9 protein-coding genes are annotated in these 20,971 nt (G+C 35.2%); 8 read left to right on the top strand and 1 reads right to left on the bottom strand.

Annotation, left to right across the window (positions count from 1 at the left end):
• Positions 1–465 precede the first annotated feature (465 nt).
• Positions 466–1,953, bottom strand: coding sequence for a DNA/RNA non-specific endonuclease (locus tag AB1282_RS06135; RefSeq protein WP_429898700.1), 1,488 nt, complete (start codon positions 1,951–1,953; stop codon positions 466–468).
• A gap of 468 nt (positions 1,954–2,421) precedes the next feature.
• On the opposite strand from AB1282_RS06135, the gene AB1282_RS06140 reads away from it, so the two are divergent.
• The 8 genes from AB1282_RS06140 to AB1282_RS06175 all read left to right on the top strand — a co-directional run bounded on the left by AB1282_RS06140 (position 2,422) and on the right by AB1282_RS06175 (position 20,969).
• Positions 2,422–3,108: a response regulator transcription factor gene (locus AB1282_RS06140; protein ID WP_056467211.1), complete on the top strand. Its 687-nt coding sequence runs from the start codon at positions 2,422–2,424 to the stop codon at positions 3,106–3,108.
• Positions 3,083–5,164, top strand: coding sequence for a histidine kinase dimerization/phospho-acceptor domain-containing protein (locus tag AB1282_RS06145; RefSeq protein ID WP_429898701.1), 2,082 nt, complete (start codon positions 3,083–3,085; stop codon positions 5,162–5,164). Before AB1282_RS06140 ends, AB1282_RS06145 begins: the two co-directional genes overlap by 26 nt.
• Before the next feature lie 105 nt (positions 5,165–5,269).
• A complete protein-coding gene (locus AB1282_RS06150; protein WP_056467217.1) occupies positions 5,270–6,778 on the top strand; it encodes a WD40/YVTN/BNR-like repeat-containing protein in 1,509 nt (502 codons plus the stop codon).
• A 447-nt stretch (positions 6,779–7,225) separates the two neighbouring features.
• Positions 7,226–15,268, top strand: a complete 8,043-nt coding sequence (locus AB1282_RS06155; protein ID WP_429898702.1) for a S8 family serine peptidase — start codon at positions 7,226–7,228, stop codon at positions 15,266–15,268.
• 673 nt (positions 15,269–15,941) lie between these two features.
• Complete coding sequence (locus AB1282_RS06160; protein WP_429898703.1) at positions 15,942–17,441, top strand: malate:quinone oxidoreductase; 1,500 nt, start codon at positions 15,942–15,944, stop codon at positions 17,439–17,441.
• Positions 17,442–17,847: 406 nt separating this feature from the next.
• On the top strand, positions 17,848–19,098 hold the full coding sequence (locus tag AB1282_RS06165) for an ABC transporter substrate-binding protein (RefSeq protein ID WP_056467221.1): 1,251 nt from the start codon (positions 17,848–17,850) through the stop codon (positions 19,096–19,098).
• An 84-nt stretch (positions 19,099–19,182) separates the two neighbouring features.
• Complete coding sequence (locus AB1282_RS06170; protein ID WP_056467304.1) at positions 19,183–20,121, top strand: carbohydrate ABC transporter permease; 939 nt, start codon at positions 19,183–19,185, stop codon at positions 20,119–20,121.
• A gap of 89 nt (positions 20,122–20,210) precedes the next feature.
• Positions 20,211–20,969: a carbohydrate ABC transporter permease gene (locus AB1282_RS06175; protein ID WP_082459363.1), complete on the top strand. Its 759-nt coding sequence runs from the start codon at positions 20,211–20,213 to the stop codon at positions 20,967–20,969.
• The last annotated feature ends 2 nt before the right edge of the window (positions 20,970–20,971 follow it).

Here is a 20,971-nt window from a genome sequence, read left to right on the forward strand (position 1 = left end):
GTATAAATAATTAATAGTTAAAACTATTTAAAAATTTAAACACCTTAATTTTTTTGTATTTTCCACAATCTAGTATATTGCCAGAAAACCATTTAATGATTTACGAAGATGAAGCAGAAAGATTAGATATGAAAAAAGATGACAGAATAGAAGAATTTAACTTTTTATGTGAAAATTCCACCAGTGGAGGGGGAGACATTTTACGGAAAAATTTGTTAAGAATATCGTTTAACAGCCCTCATTCAAGAGTATCCATCCTAATAGTGAGGAAACGATTGTAGGAATAGAAGTATACTGGTGATTTCTTACATCCTAATAAATTTCATTTAGATACGTTACGGTGAGCCGTATCATAAATAGGGTCAGTTTATTAAATAAAGAAGGGAATGTGTACCAAAAGTTTTTTGGAACACATTCCCTTTTCTTTATACTCGATCTGCTTATTATTTATCATTAAATGAAGATTTAATTTGTCGGACCATTGTCAACGCTAGCTTCAATGGCACTTTGAATGCTAGCAGGCACCGAAGATAAATAGTCATAACCAGTCATAGACTCAATTGAATCTACACTTACCCTGTAGTAGCTCCACGGGTGGCTTGAAGCTGTTTGATCATTAGGTAGTACTACAGCTATTACTCTCGTAGAAGCTGTAACTCGACTTAAATCATTATTCCCATTAGGCAATACAACGATCACTTTCCATGTTTTTGCTGGTACGACAACACCATTCCCAACAGTAGTTTTATATCCACTAGACCCAGTGCCTCCAGATCCATACCCCCCAGATATTACATATAATTCGTTTCCAGCTGATACAAGTGAACGACTATATTCCTCTAAATTTGCCCAAGTAACCTCGTTGTTATTTGGAGCTTGAGGAATCATATTGCTCATTAGAAAAGTTGCAGAATTGTTAGCAACCGTAGATGTACGGTCAGCCGATGGACACATGTGACCACGATCAAATCCACTTCCCGAAAATTCACTAGCAGTCACTTGATACCACCCTGGCGGTAATGTTGTATCGGCTCGGAAGTCATCCTGACGAGATGTACTTCCGAGATCAGATGACCCTACATGCCAGCTAACCCAGTTAGGTTCGTGTTTGCTATTGTTGTAGGATAAATCGTACTGAGGTTTAACCATCAAATAATTATTAGAATTAGATACATTATTTGTAGCACCACTTGGATTCCCCAATCCGATATGATCATTATCAGTGCCCGTTTGTGTTTGTGTTGTAGGTTCAGCCGTAGAAGACGAATTTTGAGGAGCTAGACCACTTGTTATCACAAAGTCGTTAGCGTTATTATTCGTATCCCAACCATTACCTTGACCTTGAGTAGTTCCACCATTATTGTCTTTACGTTCAGTACTTGTCGTAGCAGAAAGAGTACCTACTGGAGTAGTTTCCGAATCATTTGCAGATCCGAAACCAACAAAATCCACCACATTTGAATTCGTCGAACCCGATACCGCTGTAGTAACTTTTGCTAGCGCAACTTTTCCACTGCTTGCACTTAAGTTGATCGTACCTGTCACATCTGCAGTTGGTAGATCAACAGTTCCACCACCACCACTTGCTTCTTTAATTAAATAATACTGATGTGATCCAATACTACCTGTTAAATTTGTAATGCTACTGAATGTACCAGTTGAAGAAGCATATTGGATGGACCAACCAGATAAGCTAATACTTGAATCTGTAGGATTATAAAGCTCAATATAATCATTTTTGTAGGAAGAACCGCTATTACCTCCACCACCATAAACTTCGCTGACAACAACATGAGTTCCCACAGCAGCCTGCGCAGGTTTCGTAAAAAAGTTACCTAAAGTACTACTAAAAAAAACTAAACTAGAACAAACGAGGAAGGCTGTCTTTCTTTTTAAATTTTTCTTGATTGTTTTAGATAAAATTGTATTTTGTACCGTTCGACCTTCTAGCATTGAATAAAAACCTCCTACTAATTTTTGAAAAAATACCGATAGACTAATTGAAACAACTCAAAAGTAAGTACTCGATCCTTTCGTTATTTATGCTTGGGGGGAAAGTAAGATAGTAGGTGTCCTAAAGATAGAGTTCTAGTTGAGGATTCTTGCGATGCTCTGCCTTAAATATGTATTGCTTATCTTGCCTAATTCCACAATATCATATTTTTTTCAGAAAAATTTAAAATATTTGTAAATAACTATCTATCTTTTGTTTAGTACATTAATGTTTATATCCGTTTAATCCAATAAATAATTCTTTAGAAACTGACATCTTTTTTATTACTGTTTGCGGGTAGACAACATTATTAAGAAAATCTTAAGATTTACATTGAGTGGTTATTAAGATTTTATTGATATCATCCTCTTAATATAAAAAATAAAGAGGTGATACAATTTTGAAAAAGGTAAATAGGAGAGAGATACATGAACATATTAGTTTGTGATGATGATCAGTCAATTGTAGAGGCTATTTGTATTTATCTAGAAAATGAAGGATATAGCTTGTTCAAGGCTTATAACGGAGTAGAGGCCCTAGAGACTATCGAAAACAAAGAAATCCATCTCATTATTATGGATATTATGATGCCTAAACTAGATGGAATTAGGACTACGATGAAGATTAGAGAAAATTATGGGGTGCCTGTTATTATGCTCTCTGCGAAGTCTGAGGACTCCGATAAGATTTTAGGCTTAAATTTAGGAGCAGATGATTACATAACAAAGCCATTCAATCCTCTAGAGCTAATCGCACGAGTTAAATCACAACTGCGGAGGTATACGAGCTTAGGCAGTCTTGAAACTAAGAATAGTTTATATCGTAGTGGAGGGCTTGTAGTCGATGATGAAAGCAAAATCATTACAGTTGATGGAGAAGTTGTTCATCTTACTCCAGTTCAGTATAAGATTGCAAAGCTTTTAACTGAAAATGCAGGTAGAGTATTTTCGATTGAAGAAATTTATGAAAGAGTATGGAATGAAACAGCTTTTAATCCCGAAAATACAGTATCTGTCCATATTCGAAAAATTAGAGAGAAAATCGAAATAAATCCGAAAGAACCAAAATATTTGAAGGTGGTGTGGGGAGTTGGATATAAGGTCGAGAAAATATAGCCATTCACTAACTGTAAAAATAATTGGATTTACGCTAGTCGTTTTATTTTTTTCAGGCATATTTAAATCGATTGCAAATGTGTCGACTTTAACTGACGATGATTTTGGAATAGTCTTTGAAGATAATTATTTTCTAAGTAAGTCCTATATGTTGGAAGTTGAGCCTATTTTAAGTAGCTTGAATCAATTAGTAAGTGAGTATAAAAGTGAAGAGAATATTTCAAAGGGTGGAACAATTAGCACAGAGGATATGAGATCAATTGAAGAATCTTTATATCCTGACTTCACTGAGAGGTCAAAAATATATAATCCAAGCTTAAGCGAAGAAGAAAATTTTAAAAATTTTAAAGAAGCTTATGCAAAAGAAATTGACCAAGCGAAGAATCAAATGATAACGGATGAATTAAAACGATATCAAGGGTTAATGCAAACTTTAGCTGAAAAGAAAGATTTATTATATTATGCCAATGACGGCGTGAATGAATTTACAAATAACACGCTAAAAGGTCAATTCAAAGAGAACCCTTCCTATATAACTTATAAAAATTATAAAAAAGAAATTTATCCATCAACGATTGAAAAGAATAAACACTTTAACTGGATTACTGAAGATTTAGATCAGTTAAATGCAAAAAACATGGAAATATCAATAGCGTTCACGCAAGATGCTTTGGATCAAAAAATAAAAGAATGGAAAGAAAATAAGTCAATTGCAACGAATGCATTCATTCTGTTTATAGGTTCTTCTATCGGATTTTTACTATCTTTCGCATACTTAGCACTTATTATTGGTAGAAAATCATTCAATGACCGAGAGCTACATTTAAATGTAATAGATAAATTATTTAATGACTTAAATGTTCTATTGTTAATGGCTCTCATCGCCTCTTGGGTAGCATTAGTGGACACGCTAACAATTGATGTTTTAAGTATGTTAGTTTTCTTCCTTTCGATTCTATTTTTTATCGTGGCACTAACGCTGGTTTTATCTATTATAAAGCATATTAAAAATAGAACACTGTTAAAACATACATTAATCTATCTTTTATTAAGTAATTTTTTTACATTTATTAAAAACGTCTATAATAGCGGTAGTAATGGTGTTAAAACGGTACTACTTGTTGTTGGCTATCCAATCGCAATTGCGATAACATTTTTTATATTCCCAATCACGATCGGCTTTGCGGCGTGGTTTGCGTATAAACAAGTAAAAAAATTCAATGCGATTAAAGAAGGAGTCGAGCAAATAAAAGCAGGCGATTTCCACCACCGTATAGAGGTAGATGGGAAAGGTGAGATTGCAAGTCTTGCTAGTAATATAAATACCATTACAGACGGTTTGAAAACAGCCGTTAATCGTGAACTAAAAAGTGAGAGGATGAAAACGGAGCTCATCACTAATGTATCACACGATATAAGGACACCACTGACGTCAATCATTACGTATGTTGATTTATTGAAAAAGGAAGAGGACCCTCTTAAAATACAAGAATATGTAGAAGTTTTGGATCAAAAATCGCAAAGATTAAAGCTATTGACTGATGATTTATTCGAAGCAGCAAAAGCATCTAGCGGAACGATTCCTGTTCACCTTGAGCGTATAGATATTTTATCGTTATTAACCCAGGGTTTAGGTGAAGTTAACGCAAAAGTAGAAGCTTTAGATTTAGCATTTAAAATAAACCACCCCCAAGATAAACTCTATGTTGCAGCGGATGGAAAGCTATTATGGAGGTCTGTTGAGAATTTATTATCAAATATATTCAAATATGCACTTAGAGGATCAAGGGTATATATTGATATAGATGATATGGGTAATGATATACTTCTAACCTTCAAAAACATTTCAGCCTATGAGTTAAATATTTCAGCTGATGAACTGATGGAACGATTTAAAAGAGGCGAGGAATCGAGAACTAGCCAAGGAAGCGGTTTAGGTCTTTCAATAGCGAAAAGTCTAATCGAAATTCAAAAAGGACAGTTTTCAATTCAAGTTGATGGTGATTTATTTAAGGCGATGATTAAAATACCTAAACATAATAGTTTGATTTCTTAAGATTTAGCACTCCTTTTTTCAAAAAGGAGTGCATTTTTAATTTTTTAAGATAAAACAGTAAATCATGAATCATGCAGAAATCTAGGAAAACAAAGTATACTTATCATGGACGAATTGAACGACTTAATTCAATTAAGGGGGAAATACATATTGAGGGGAAAAGTAAAAAGAATACTTAAATCATTATTAACAAATCCGATTTTCTTAATTGGATACTGGATTTTTGGGCAAAAATTAGCTTCAATATGCAAGTACGGAAGTCTCAATAAAAATCTACCGATCTTAATATTGAGCGTGGTCATTTTACTATCGACTATATTATTTACTACAATAAAAGCTGTAAAAAATAGCGAATATAAATCTAACAAAATAACTAATTTAAAAGCATGGAAATATATATCTATTATCTTGTTTGTTTCAATTACATTATTATATGGAGTGAACATATATAAAAGTGGAACAAATTATAATGGTAAACTCGCATGGTATATAGAACGATTAAAAAATCAAAGATCAGTTAAATTTGAACATAACAATGTATATAACGATGGCGTAAAAGGTATTTTTGACGATATAAATAAGAAGCATTCTATGCCTAAAAAATTATTTATAGTAAATAATTTTTCAATTAAATTTAATTCAGATGGAACAATTACATCCCTTGATACTTTTGTTTATGGGAAGAATGATCATGGTAAAGTAGAAAGCTTTCTAATAACTTATGATAAAAATAAGTCAGAAAATATTACAATATATTTACACGGGTATGCTGCTCCTAATTATAATGACGACAAACTGTTAGAACCTTTAATTGAAACTACTAATGTAATTCCAATTAAAAAAGCAGTTAGCAAATGGAATGAAAATCAATATGGATTGATCTATTACGGTAAAAGAAATTGGGGATACAATTTAAATGGAATCATTAATATTGATAAGGATGGAAGAGAATATAGTCCGGAAACAGCAAGTAATGAAATCATTGGCTATACAGTATCCTTATTTGTCCCTGGGATGGAAAAAGAAATTACACCTGCTAGATATAACTTAATAGGTGATCCAAATTGGAGTAAACCGTCTACTACTCCAAGTCAAGCTACTTCAGATGAGAAGAAAAACGAGCAAACTAATACAAATGAACAGTTTTTTCAAACTAAAGAAGTTGGTTATAAACTAAATGTTGCAGATAAAGCTTTGGGAAGTACATTTTATTCATTAAGCAAAACGACAGACGGTGGAAATACATGGACAGTTATAAATAATGACCCATACAGCGGAACTGTCGGAGGCGCCTCAGGAATTGTCTTTTTAGATGATAAGCTCGGATTTTTAGGAGCAGTTAATCCTTCCGGTAATGAAGGAGCCTTATACCGCACAGATGACGGAGGCAAAACTTTCAAAAAAATAAACTATATACCTCATGAAGTAAAGTTGAATAATGGACAGTCTATAAAACCTTTTGATACACCAAGTATGCCTTATATGATGGGCGGAGTTTTAAGTATGTTGGTTGGACAAGGTTCAGATGGGGATTATAACGGGAATAGTAGCGAGCTGTATCAATCAGTGGATAAAGGGCAAACTTGGAAATTTGTCCAGGAAATCAGAAAATAGATCAGATTAGAATGTAGAAAGATCTCTCAAAAAATGAGAGATCTTTTTTTGTGTTCTTAGCTTGTGAGTAGAAATAAAATCACAAGGGAAAAAGCTGAAAAGGATTAATAAACACTATTTTAATCCAAAAAATGTAAATATTGAAAATTTGTAGAATGACAATTCACATATTCCCCCAAATCCATTCCTATAAAATATCATGTAAAACAATGGAAAAAGGAAGATTGCTCCAAATTTTTAACAAAATCTGACAAAGTTCTTTCTTTGATTTACGCTAAATTTCCCCAATTTACTGTCCTTATAAAGCCCAATTATAATGAAGAATGGCAATTAATTTGTCGTAAAATTTACAAAACTAAAAAAATTCTGTTATTAGGGAGGAGAATTGGTTAGTGGGATAGAGTTTTTACGCTAAATATTAAATTAAAGAAGGGGAATGAGAAAGGTATGGGCCATCGTAAAATGAAAAAGATGGTCATGTCAACGTTTCTTGCAACTTCCACACTGCTAGGATACACAGTTCCGGCATTTGCTATGACAGGTGGAACAACTGCAAATGATAGTAAAGCTGTCCAATTTGACAGTAATAGTAAACTTGACTTGACTCAAACGCAACAATTAACGAATTTATACATGCAGAAACTTAAGTTTGATCCAAAACTACTAGATTCATCAGATCAGTTAGACCTGATTGTCCAATTTAATGTTGATCCAGCCCCAATTCAAATGCAAAATCAACAGAAGAATGCATCTTCTGGTAAACTTTCTGTTAATCAAGAAAGCACACCTGCTGTTACGTTGGAAAGTGCTCAAACAGAAGTAAATCAAACACACAGCAACTTTAAGTCCTTTGTTGGTAGTATGTCAAAATCACTAAAAAGTGCTGGTGAAACTAGTTCAATTAAAATAGGAAGAGAATATACACAGGTATTTAACGGATTAGCTGTAAAAATACCAAAACAAGCACTTAATGATCTGTTGGCACTACCTTACGTAAAGGGTGTCTATCAAAACGTTAAATATGCTCCAATTCCAGCTTCACAATCAATCGGTATTCCAGCAAGCGTAACAGGTGACGGAAAGATTTCTGATCAAAAAACAAATCCAAATTTATTACCTACTATTCGTTCAAATCGTTCTAACATACAATCAGCAAGTAGTACTTCAGATAGCTCTTCCGTATCAGAAAAAACAGATAATATGCAGTCTGGGACAGTTCCGCCTCCTGGTCCAGAAGGCCCGCAATCTGGCGAAACAGCAGTTCTTGACTGGTTGAAAATACATGATCTACAAAATGAAAACATCACAGGGAAAGGCATAAAAGTCGGTGTTATTGACACAGGTCTTGACTATAATCATCCAGATCTTGCTGGAGAATATCAAGGCGGTAAGGATTTTGTAGACAATGACAATGACCCGATGGAAACGGTATATTCTGACTGGTTGGCTGCAAAGAATGCTAATGATGCACTTCCATCTTATCAACAAGATCCAAACTTTCCAACAGATTATCATAATTATATTACTTCTCATGGAACTCACGTAGCTGGAACAATTGCAGGTCAATCAAGAAGTAGTTCTCCTTATGCAGTTAGAGGAGTTGCACCTGAAGTTCAGTTATATGCTTACCGTGTATTAGGTCCTCACGGTGGTACAGATGAGGCAGTTATGGCAGGGATTGAGCAATCTTATAAGGATGGGTGTAAAGTAATTAATTTATCACTTGGTGCATCTTATAATGATTCATTGTCTCCTAATGCTGTTGCAATTAACAATATTTCTGACCTGGGCGTAACTGCGGTTATTGCTGCCGGTAATTCTGGTCCAGGTGCTGGAACAGTGGGAACTCCAGGGGCTGCAGCAAAGGCAATAACGGTCGGCGCAATTGCTACACCTACCCAAGTTCCAACGTTTGACATCCACTCATATGGAGCAACAGGGGAAGATTCATTTGCGATTACAAATACACGTTTAATCGGAAAGGATTTCTCGGAATCGAATTCAAAGCTTAGTGGATCGACTCAGTATGATATCGTAGATGCTGGATACGGTACACCTGCCTGGTATGATGATCTTCGTAACAAAAAAATTGATGTTAAAGATAAAGTTGTTCTTGTCAAGCGTGGTGCTGCATCTATGGACCTTCTAATGATGTATGCGACTAATGAACATGCTAAGGCCATGATTGTGTGGAATCCATCAGACAATGATGCTCTTCTATTTGATGATCAAGGGTATTATCCATTTTATTTTGGTTCGAAGGGTAGTACGGTTTACACTTTGCAAATAGGCAAAAATGATGGAACAAAATTCTATAATGCTTTTAAGGCCGGTACGATTAAGAAAATATCTGTATCGAATGCTGGAAATTACACAATGCCAGGGAATTCACTTGCTAGTTTTAGTTCTACCGGTCCTGTTACAGGTTCATTAGCAATTAAACCTGATGTTGTTGCGCCAGGTGTAGATATTTTCTCAACAGCTCCTTATGATATATGGGAACCAGATAACAAAGATTATTCATATAATTACCAAACAATGTCAGGCACATCAATGGCTACTCCGCATGTTGCAGGTATGGCAGCATTGATTTTATCAGCTCATCCAAACTATAAGCCTGAAGATATCAAAGTAGCACTGATGCAGACTGCTGATGCTATAGACTCACAAAAAAGTTTATTCCAAATCGGCTCTGGTAAAGCCGATCCATATCAAGCAGTTCATTCTGATATGCAATTTAAAGTAAAGGATTTTATTCAATCACGCTCGTCAACGGATGATTCATCAAGTTCAAATATTATTAACGTAGCAAATACAACAGGTTCATTTTCGTTTGGCTATACTGCTCGCTCAGAAGATGGTTCTGTTACAAAAACAGGTGATTTATACATTACTAACAATGGTACTGCTACTAAAACTTTCAACTCATCAAGCGCTTTCTTTAAGGATGCTTTCTTAACAAATGGAAAAGATGGTGAGGCAGAAGGTGCGAAAATTAGTATAAGTGATATAGTATCGCCTACAACGGAATTAAAATCAATAACTGTTCCAGCAGGAGGAACGGTTCATCTTACAGTAAAATTCACTGCTCCTGATTCAGCTGCAAGTGGATTTTATGAAGCATATATAAACTTTATTAATCCAGATAACCCTAATGAAACATATCGTTTGCCTCTTGCGATTAACGTTCAAAGTAGAGGTGTTGATTTCAGGGTTCAAAGAAAAGCAATAACTCTTGCTGGGAAGAAAAACTTTAATCCTAATACATATGGAGTAATCCCATCATCATGGGCTGAACTTAGAGTAAAAAGTCAAGTTGACCCTTCCTATGGAATTAGACTTTATGTAATGGATTTAGCTGGAAAAAATTATATTGGTTATATCTCTACTATTAGCACAGCGAACATTAGTCAAGGTAATTTAACGTATGTACCTTTTTTGAATAACGGACTTTACTATCCTTATAGTGCACCTATTTCCAAGGATGATCCTAACCTGTCTGTGAAGCTTACACAACAATTATCGACGCAAAAGGTAGTTGATGAAGGCGGATACAATATACAACTTAGAGCATTAGATGCTTCAACAGGTAAGCTTTATGAACAAAACAGTACTGTTTATGTTGATAATACACCACCAACATTACAGATGGATAAAGGCAGTGAACCAGGCATTTATGAAATTGATGCGGATGGTCCTACAACGGACGGAGCTTTGAAATGGTTCTCAGGAAAAACTTACGACTCAAACGTTGATTATATGAAGGATACTGGTAAAGAAACAGCGGTTCCTGCACCACCGAACTATGACACGGATACGAAAGTTAGCCAATCTTTAGGTAAAATTGATGGTATGCTTGGTGATTCCACCGAAGCTCCGTATGTCAATTACTTCTTAACTCCTAATGAAGACGGAACATTTAAGTTTGGTGTATCCAAAGAGGATCTCGTGAATACGAGTGCAGACCCTAAGAAGGAAATTTATGGGGAAATGTTCAGATTTTATCCAGAAGACTACTCCTTCTCCGGAAACATGGATACTCAGGCAAAATATTATTACTTTGTAAAAAAAGGAAATGAATATGTAGTTGTTAGATACTCGCGTCTAGATTCACCAGGATCGACAACGTTAAATGGGGTTGACCCAGCTTTCCTTACTGACAAAACATTAGTTTCGAATGGCGATAACTTTAAATCAACTCTATCAGTGAAATATCCTAAAAACCTCGTTGGTGGTAAATTCTGGATAAGTAAACTTGACTATGCAGAATTAACAGATGTTGATTTTAGTGATCAATATAAAGCATTTTTAGCATCTAAAGGGATTACTACTGAGAAAAGTTGGATCCATAAAGATTTCGATATAAATGGTGATTATATCTTCAGTTTCAATCTTCCACAAGCTGTTCAAGCCCAAGGTGTATTGAATACAGAGGATACAAAGAGTGGTGGAGTGGCACAGGAAATGCCTCTGATTGATTTAAAAAGTAAAGTAACGAACGATGCTGGATTAGATACAATCTATCCACAGTGGTCTGCTCTTTTACCGATGATTACAACGTATAAAGATGGTGAGAACGGAACTGATCGTGTCCCTACTTTCCAAGATAAATTCCTTTACGTTAGAGGTGGTGCGTATGTAAGCGGTACCATTAAACCGGAAGGCTTCCAAAATTATGCGACAGCTAATGTATTTGGAAGAACAACCCCAGTAACAGCTGATGGATCAGGTATCGAAATAAAATTTGAAGATTCTAATACAGGTGGTATTACTAAATCAATACCAATTGCTCAAGTTCCAACTGGCGGTGCAAATAGTTTAAATCTGGGGATCGTTCAAACTGGCTTATTTACAACAAGTCTTCCAATGCAAGCAGGTACTAAGCCATACAATGTTACAATGAAAGTACCAGGGCACTTCACTTACTATGGAAGTTTATCAATGACTAGCTCAGGACAATTTGGCTATTCAGCAGGAGGAAATTATTCTGTTAATGGTTCTGTTATGCTTGCGGGTGACGTAAATGGTGATGATGTAATTGATATGAAAGACATTGAGGCAGAAAGTACTGCATACAATGATTTTGTTGCAACACCATCAACTTATACAAGGGTAGCTGACTTTAACTTTGATGGCTCAATTGATTATTCTGATTTTGAATATATCATCAAAAACATCGGTAAATATAATACAACTGCTCCGAATGCAGACACATTAGCAGGAAAAATTGCAACGACTACAAGTAAGAATATTTCTTTAACAGGATTTAATACGATACCAAGTGGTTCGGATCTAACTGCATTTAACACTGTTATTAAACCTGTACCATATATTAAAACAAGTGACAGCAATGCTTTTGTAAATTACGGTAAAGTAAATCCTTTCCAATTATTCTCTATTAGTTACAAAACTCCAGATTTCAATGGAGCTTCAACAATTGCACAAATTGATGATACAGCTTGGAGAAATGCAGTGGATGGACCTGGAGGACAAATCTTAATTGATGGTATTGATCGTAAGTCATCTACGAATATCTATAATGGTGTATCAACGAATTCAATTATTGATAAAGTTGTTTCTAATAAAGGCCAATATGAATTTGATCCAACATTATTCGCAAAATCTGGTGTTCACACGATCGTGTTCAAAGCTCCAGGCTATATGGATCGCGTTATGAAATTTAAAATGCAAGATGGTGTCGGTAATAGCTTTACATTAACTGCCCCAAATAATGTTAATACAATTGGTAAAGCTTTAACATTTAGTCGAGCAGATGGTACAGGTTCGACAGCTGCACACTATCGTGATATTTGGCAGCCTAATATTACTTCAATCACTTTGACGGATCCGAAGGGAAATGTTGCAAAAGTCTTCAGAGGAGATGAACTTGCTGCATTATTTAATCAAGTAACGCCGGCAAATGCAACAACATTTAATTTTACAATTCCAGCTGGGGTTTTCTCAATACCATCGTTTGTGGATTCAAATGGATTTAACAATGATTGGAAGATTGAGATTGCAGCGGATAATTTCGCAACTTATTCATTCTCACAAAGAATTAATGCGTTCTCTGCACCAACATTGACTGCTGAACCAAATCGATACTTTAATGATAGTAATTCAAATCCAATTTCAATTGGAGTTGGAACTACTAATGATACACAAGCTTGGAGAGATGCGATTACAGCTATTCAAGTTGGTGGTATTACGATTAATAGAGCCGACTTTGAAACGAATAATATAACAGTAGGAGCTCCTGGAACACCAATCAAGATTGATAAATCACTAATTACAGTACCAGGAAGCATAGCAATTAGTGTTATTGCAGCAAATTATCAAACAGTGACTGTTAATCAATCCTTCTATAAACAAGGAATAACGCTTACTAGTCCAGCAGGTACTATTTATGCAGGGAAGGACTTAGTAATGACGTTTAATCCAGGTACAACTTCATCTGATTGGATTTCTGCAGTGAAATCCGGAGGGGATATTAAATTTGGTACCTCATCTTCACCATCAATAAAAACAAAAGTGATTATTGATGAAAATGCTGGAATATTGACTATTCCGTATGATTTGGTGAGAACGAATGGTGGAGCAGCTGTTTCAAAGAGTTTAATCGTTACAGCTCCAGGTTATGCTGACGTTAACTTAAATAATACAATTACACCTCAAACAGCACCTGCTATTACGCTTTCTGCACCGGCAGGAACACCGCAGTTTGGTGATAAATTAACTTACTCAATTAACGGTTCGGATAATCCACTGTGGAGAAGTTCAATTTTACTTGCAGCAACATCAGATCAATCAACAGATAATGGTGATGTTACAATTCAGTTATCATCGGCTACATCAGTAAAACCTTTTGTAACAACATCTGTATCAAATGGCACAGGAGTTGTATCAATTGATGGAAATGCAACACAATCGAATACAGCAGCAGGTAACAAAACTGTTAAGTTCATATCACCTTACTTTACACCAATTACAATTGCGCAACCATTTAATCAAAGAACAGCACCAACGCCTGTTTTAACGCCAAGTGGTGTAGGTAAACAAGTGATTATGACTGTTCCTAAAAATGATGAAAACATGAGATGGGCAAATGCTACAAAAGCAGTTACAGGTGATATTTCAGTAGGAGGCGTATCTGTTAAGTCGGATGCGACAATCTCTTCAGATGAAAGTAAAATTACAATTACGTTGCCAGGCACTGCATTCCCAGCAACTGGTAATGTTGATGTTAAATTCAAAGCGTATTGTTACCCAGATACAACAGTAACTCAAGTAGTTAAGAGCAATCCGCCAGTGTTTGCTTCAAAAATAGCATATATTCAAGAAGATACACCGATTACTGTTACTCACGATCAGGATTCAGCGTGGATGACAGCGAATCCAGTTGTTTCATTAAATGGAAAAGTAGTTGATCCAAGCAAGTATACTATTACAGATAAAGACCTTACATTTACTGACAGATCACTGTTCAAAGAACTAGGTGATCATGAATTTACAGTTACTGCGCCTGGTTATATTGACACTTCATTTACTGTTATCATAAGTGATGATTTGTCACATTTGATTTCAGCAACATCAGACAGCAATGGAAAAATTGATCCAGACGGCTTCACTTCAGTGAAACATGGATCTAATCAAACGTTTAAATTCACACCGAATACCGGTTTTGAGATTGGAAGCGTTAAAGTTGATGGACAAGAAGTAACAGCAACAAATGGAGAATACACATTTACAAACGTAACGAAGAATCATTCAGTCGATGTGACATTTAAACAAATCGTTCATATCTTTACGGCAACAGCTGGAACTAACGGAACGATTAGTCCAAGTGGTAGAATTACTGCGAATCACGGAACAAACCAAACGTTTACGATTACACCTTATGACGGTTTTGAGGTTGCAACGTTTAAAGTAGACGGAGTAGATGCACAGTTAATGAACAATACGTACACATTTACGAATGTTACGAAAGATCATACGATCAATGTAACGTTTAAACAAATCGTACACACAATCACAGCTTCAGCTGGAAGCAATGGCTCAATCAGTCCAAGCGGAAATGTATCTGTAAATCATGGAAAGGATCAAACATTTACGGTTACACCGAATAAAGGCTATGAGGTTGCTACATTTACTGTTGATGGTGTGAATGCAAATCTTACAAATAACTCTTATACGTTTACAAATGTAACAAAAGACCACACGATTAACGTAACGTTCAAGAAGATCGTTTACACAATCGTAGCATCGGCTGAAGGTAATGGAACGATCAGCCCTAGTGGAATACTTTCTGTGGATCAAGGAGCAAATCAAACTTACACTATTACACCTGAGAAGGGTAGTTATGAGGTAGCAACATTTAAAGTAGACGGAGTAGATACAAAACTTACAAATAATACTTACACGTTTACGAATATAAATAAGAATCATACAATTAGTGTAACTTTCAAACATAAAGGAAATAGTGGGAAGTAACGGCACTACTAGCCCAAGTGGCAAAGTTTCAGTAATTGAAGGAGAAAGTAAAACGTTCAAGAAAATCTAAGTGTCGTTATACAATTAGAAAATATATTTTTTCGAATGAGGAATAAAAGGGCTTATTTTGAGTCACATCAGGCTGTCGAGACCTTCTCGGCAGTCTGTTTTTTGTGTACAAATGAATATTAATAGGAGTAAAATTAGACTATGTATTAGCAAAAGAATAATTTAAATTTTGGGCTCATTAAATGATTCCAAAATAATAAGCAAATCATTCCTTTCGTTATATTCTTTTGTACGCAAGATAATATTAAAATAAGCGCTTACTATAAAAGTGTCTAGTTCATTAAGTATGAATGCTTTAGAATTTATTTTTCTAAAATAAGGACCTTAATGATAGATTTTTAACTTTTTTACATTCTTTAAATAGTTTATAATTATCAGATAAAGAAAAAATTTTTTTAGGGCAATTAGTAATAGAAATATACTATTAATTGGATATAATTAAATAGTGATATACTATTATTAAAAGATGGTTTAAATGTGTTATACTATTAATAAGATATAATTGAGACAGAAAAGGTGTGTTCCTAGGTGGTGCCTTGCTTTTTGTGACACCTAAGCAGGAAAACCTACTTTTTTGCAAATAAAGGGGAAAAGGAAGGTTATTATGAGCAACAGACAAACTAGAACAGACATTATCTTAATTGGTGCTGGAGTCATGAGCGCGACTTTGGGATCATTACTAAAAGAATTAGCACCGGAAATGGAAATTAAAGTATTTGAGAAATTAGAAAAAGCAGGGGAAGAAAGCTCTAATGAGTGGAATAATGCAGGTACGGGACATGCTGCATTATGTGAGCTTAATTATACATCAGAAAAAGCTGATGGATCGATTGATATTAGTAAAGCCATAAAAATTAATGAACAGTTTCAACTTTCAAGACAATTTTGGTCATATCTTGTAAACAACGACTTGATTCGTAATCCACAGGACTTTATCATGCCAATTCCTCATATGAGTCTAGTGCAAGGTAAAGAAGATGTGGAATTTTTAAACAAACGATTTGAAGCGCTTTCTAACAATCCTCTATTTAAAGGAATGGAATACTCAGAGGACGCAAAAAAGCTGAAAGAATGGATTCCGCTAATCATGGAAGGACGCACATCTAATGAACCAATAGCGGCAACAAAAATAGACTCAGGAACGGATGTAAACTTTGGCGCTTTAACACGTATGATGTTTGAGCACTTAGAGAGCAAGAATGTCGAGATTAACTATAGACATAATGTTGAAGACATTAAACGTACTAGCGACGGCGGGTGGGAAGTAAAAGTGTATAATATGAGCACTGGAAATATTGATTCCCACATTGCAAAATTCGTATTTATCGGAAGCGGAGGAGCTAGTCTACCTTTACTACAAAAAACTGGTATCCCTGAGTCAAAACATATTGGAGGGTTCCCTGTAAGTGGACTATTCTTAGTATGTAAAAATCAGGAAGTTGCAAAGCAACATCACGCAAAAGTATACGGAAAAGCTAAAGTTGGTGCACCACCAATGTCTGTTCCGCATCTTGATACAAGATATATCGATAACCAAAAGTCATTATTATTTGGACCTTTTGCTGGGTTCTCACCAAAGTTCTTAAAAACAGGTTCAAATATGGATCTGATTAGTTCTGTAAAACCTAATAACGTCATGACTATGTTAGCGGCAGGCGTAAAAGAGATGTCATTAACGAAATATTTAATCCAACAAGTCTTATTATCGAATGAAAAACGTATGGAAGAATTACGTGAATTTATTCCAAATGCTAAGAGTGAGGATTGGGATATCGTAGTTGCTGGTCAACGTGTACAAGTTATTAAAGACACGCCAGCTGGAAAAGGAACACTTCAATTCGGTACTGAAGTAGTTAGTGCAGCTGATGGTTCAATCGCAGCATTACTTGGAGCATCTCCAGGTGCTTCAACAGCAGTTCATGTAATGCTTGAAGTATTAGAAAAATGCTTCCCCGGGCATATGATGGAGTGGGCTCCAAAGATTAGAGAAATGATCCCTTCATTTGGCATATCTCTAGAAGAACATCCAGAACTTTTAGAGGAAATTCAAGCTTCAACTTCAAAAGCGCTTGGATTAAATGAAAAAGAGCTAGCTTATAGTTAATATTTATAAATAGCATAATAAAGTAAAGAACCTTCAATTGACATTGACTTGAAGGTTCTTTTTGCTGTGACAGGGAATAAGTGATAATGACTAAATAACGAATAGTATGACGAATCATGTCGATTTAAATTTTTCGAAAAATTAAAAAAAGTGTTCAGGATTTAAAAAAGAGGTGATATACTACTTACAACTGGTAATGACATCATTACTAAGTGGTTAATGAAAGTGAAATAGGGGTGATGAAACTTTTATATTAGAAAATCAAACGTTTTTTGTAAGCCTTTACAAGTTAACTGGTAATAACATCATGACAACATATTCGTGGAGTTTTACTTCAAAAGGTGTCATTAGAGAAACTACTCGATTGAAAGGCTATTAAACTTTTAAGAGAAAGAAGGGGAATGGGATGAAAAAGTGGCTTATTTTGCTACTAACCTTGGCTTTAGGCTTACTAGGATTGGCTGGATGTGGTAGCAGTGATACATCGGGGGATGCAAAAGATGGAAAGGTTGAAATTACTTACGGTTATTGGGATAAGAAGCAAGTTCCTGCGGTTGATGAAATTATAAAATTATTTAATGAAAAGTACCCTAATATTAAAGTGAAAACGGAGCTTACTCCATATGCACAGTATTTCCAAAAGCTAGAAACAGCTGCTACAGGAGGAGCATTGCCGGATGTTTTTTGGATGAACGGGGCTCATGTAGTCCAATATGCGGAAGGCAAAGTAATTGTCCCACTTAGTGACTTAGCATCAAAGGATAACTATAGTCTAGACAATTATCCTAAGTCATTAGTCGATCTTTATACAGTTGACGGAAAACTTTATGGTATCCCAAAAGACTTTGATATAACTGGATTTTGGTATAACAAAAAGATTTTTGATGAAGCAGGTATACCATACCCAGATGATACTTGGGATTGGAATAAGTTAAAAGAAGTAGCAAAGAAACTTACAAATAAAGAAAAAGGTATTTATGGTTTTGCTGCTTTAATGGGTAACCAAGGCGGATATTATGACTTCATTTGGCAAAATGGTGGACATATTATTTCCGATGACGGCAAGTCGGTCGGATTTGATCAACCTGAAGCAATTGAAGCACTTAAATATAATATTAGTTTTATAAAAGAAGGCTTGTCTCCAACACAAGCTCAAATGACGGAAACAGCACCATCAGAGTTATTCTCTTCAGGAAAAATTGCAATGATGTTTGATGGACCTTGGATGGTTCCAGAGTATAAGAAAAACCCAGATTTAAATGTAGCTGTTGTACCAAAAGGAAAACAACGTGCAGTTTCTATTCATGGATTATCAAATGTAATTGCGGCGAATACGAAGCATAAAGATGCTGCTTGGAAGTTTGTTCAATTTCTTGGTTCTAAAGAAGCAGCAGAAGTGTATGCGAAAACTGGTACAGTAATCCCTGCTTACAACGGTACACAAGATGCTTGGCTAAAAGCTGTTCCAAATTTAAATCTTCAAGCCTTTATTGATGGAGTTGACTATTCAGTTCCACTACCTAGTGTGAAAAATACAGGCGAAATCTGGCAGTATGAAACAGATATCTTGAAAAAAGCATGGAGTAATGAAGAAAGTGTTGAAGATGCTGCAAAAGAATTAACGAAAAAGGCAGACGAGGCACTAGCTAAGAACTAAAAAAATGAAGAGAAGAAGCTCTCTAAGGTCTAGAATGACTTCTTCTCTTTATTTCTCTTAAAAGGAGTGAATACAGTGAAGGAAATGCCTCTACAAGTTGAAATAAAATCAAAAAGTAAATTAAAGATCCCAAGCTTAGCAAAGACGAGAAAACGATCAGATTATCTTTGGGCGTATTTTATGATTGCACCAACAATGATTGGTTTAACAATTTTCTACTTATGGCCAATTATCCAAACGATTTACTTCAGTTTTACGGAATGGGGAGCATTTGGGCAATATGAGTGGACAGGATTGGATAATTATAGACGCATGCTAGAAGATTCTAATCTGTTGCAGTCATTTAAAAATACAGGAATTTATATCATTTTTACAGTTCCAATCGGTATTTTCTTATCGATTCTTATAGCAGTTCTCTTAAACCAAAAAATTAAGGGTAAGTCTGTTTATCGAACACTGTATTTTTTACCTGTTATTACCATGCCAGCAGCAATCGCTATGGTTTGGAGATGGCTATATAATTCTGACTATGGGCTGCTAAATTATCTTTTATCCATCTTTGGAATTAAAGGTCCACAGTGGGTAAGTGATCCGAAAGTTGCACTATATTCAATAATTGTCGTAGCAATTTGGAGTGGGCTCGGTTATAACATGGTTATTTTTCTTTCAGGGCTTCAAGGGATTCCAAAAACATATTACGAAGCAGCGGAAATAGATGGTGCTGGGCCAATCAGGGTCTTCTTTAAAATAACACTACCGTTACTTTCCCCAGTTATATTCTTCGTAACAATCATGTCCTTTATTGGGGCATTCCAAGTGTTTGATTTAATTTTTATGATGATTGGGAAAAGCAGTACAGCACTGGAAAGTACTCAATCAATCGTCTATTTATTTTACCAGCACGCATTCGTGTTAAATGATAAAGGTTATGCTGCCGCAATTGCAGTTTTACTATTAATCATTATTTTAATCATTACAGCGATTCAAATGGTTTTACAAAAGAAATGGGTTCATTATGATTGAAGGAGGAGTAACCATTGGAGAAAGCAAGACTTCAGATCACAAGTAAAACCATCTTAATTCATTTAATTCTAATTGTCGGCGCCTTGGCGATGGTCTTCCCTTTTATATGGATGTTACTAACTTCATTAAAAACTTATGCTGAGTCGATTCATGTTCCGCCTGTTATTGTTCCAAAGCATTTCCAGTGGGTGAATTATAAAGATGTTTTTGATTTACTACCATTCTTTAAATTTATGTTTAACACGCTAATCATTACAGTGATTCGTACTATTGGACAATTATTATTATGTTCTTTAGCTGCATACGCATTTGCGAGAATTGAATTTCCAGGAAGAAATATTCTTTTTTTAATAGCTTTATCGGTTTTAATGGTACCAGGCCAGGTCTTTTTATTGCCACAATATATGATCATGGTGAAATTAGGCTGGTTAAACACTTTACAAGCAGTAGTAGTTCCAGGTCTATTTAGTGCATTTGGTACGTTCCTTTTAAGACAGTTTTTTATGGGGTTACCAAAGGAATTAGAAGAAGCAGCTAGATTAGATGGCTGTAATCATTTCCAAATTTATTGGAAAATCATGCTTCCTTTAGCAAAGCCAGGTTTAGTTGCTTTAGGTATATTTACAACGCTATGGAGCTGGAATGAATTAATGTGGCCAATGATTGTTAATAGCTCACCAGAATCAATGACGTTATCCGTCGGTTTGTCATCACTGCAAGGACAATATCTAACAAATTACCCAGTATTAATGGCAGGATCATTCTTAGCAATTTTACCAATGCTTATTTTATTTATGATTTTGCAAAAACAATTTATTGAAGGAATTGCAGTTACAGGAAATAAATAAAA

This window comes from Gottfriedia sp. S16(2024), from assembly GCF_050473765.1.
Classification (GTDB): domain Bacteria; phylum Bacillota; class Bacilli; order Bacillales; family Bacillaceae_G; genus Gottfriedia.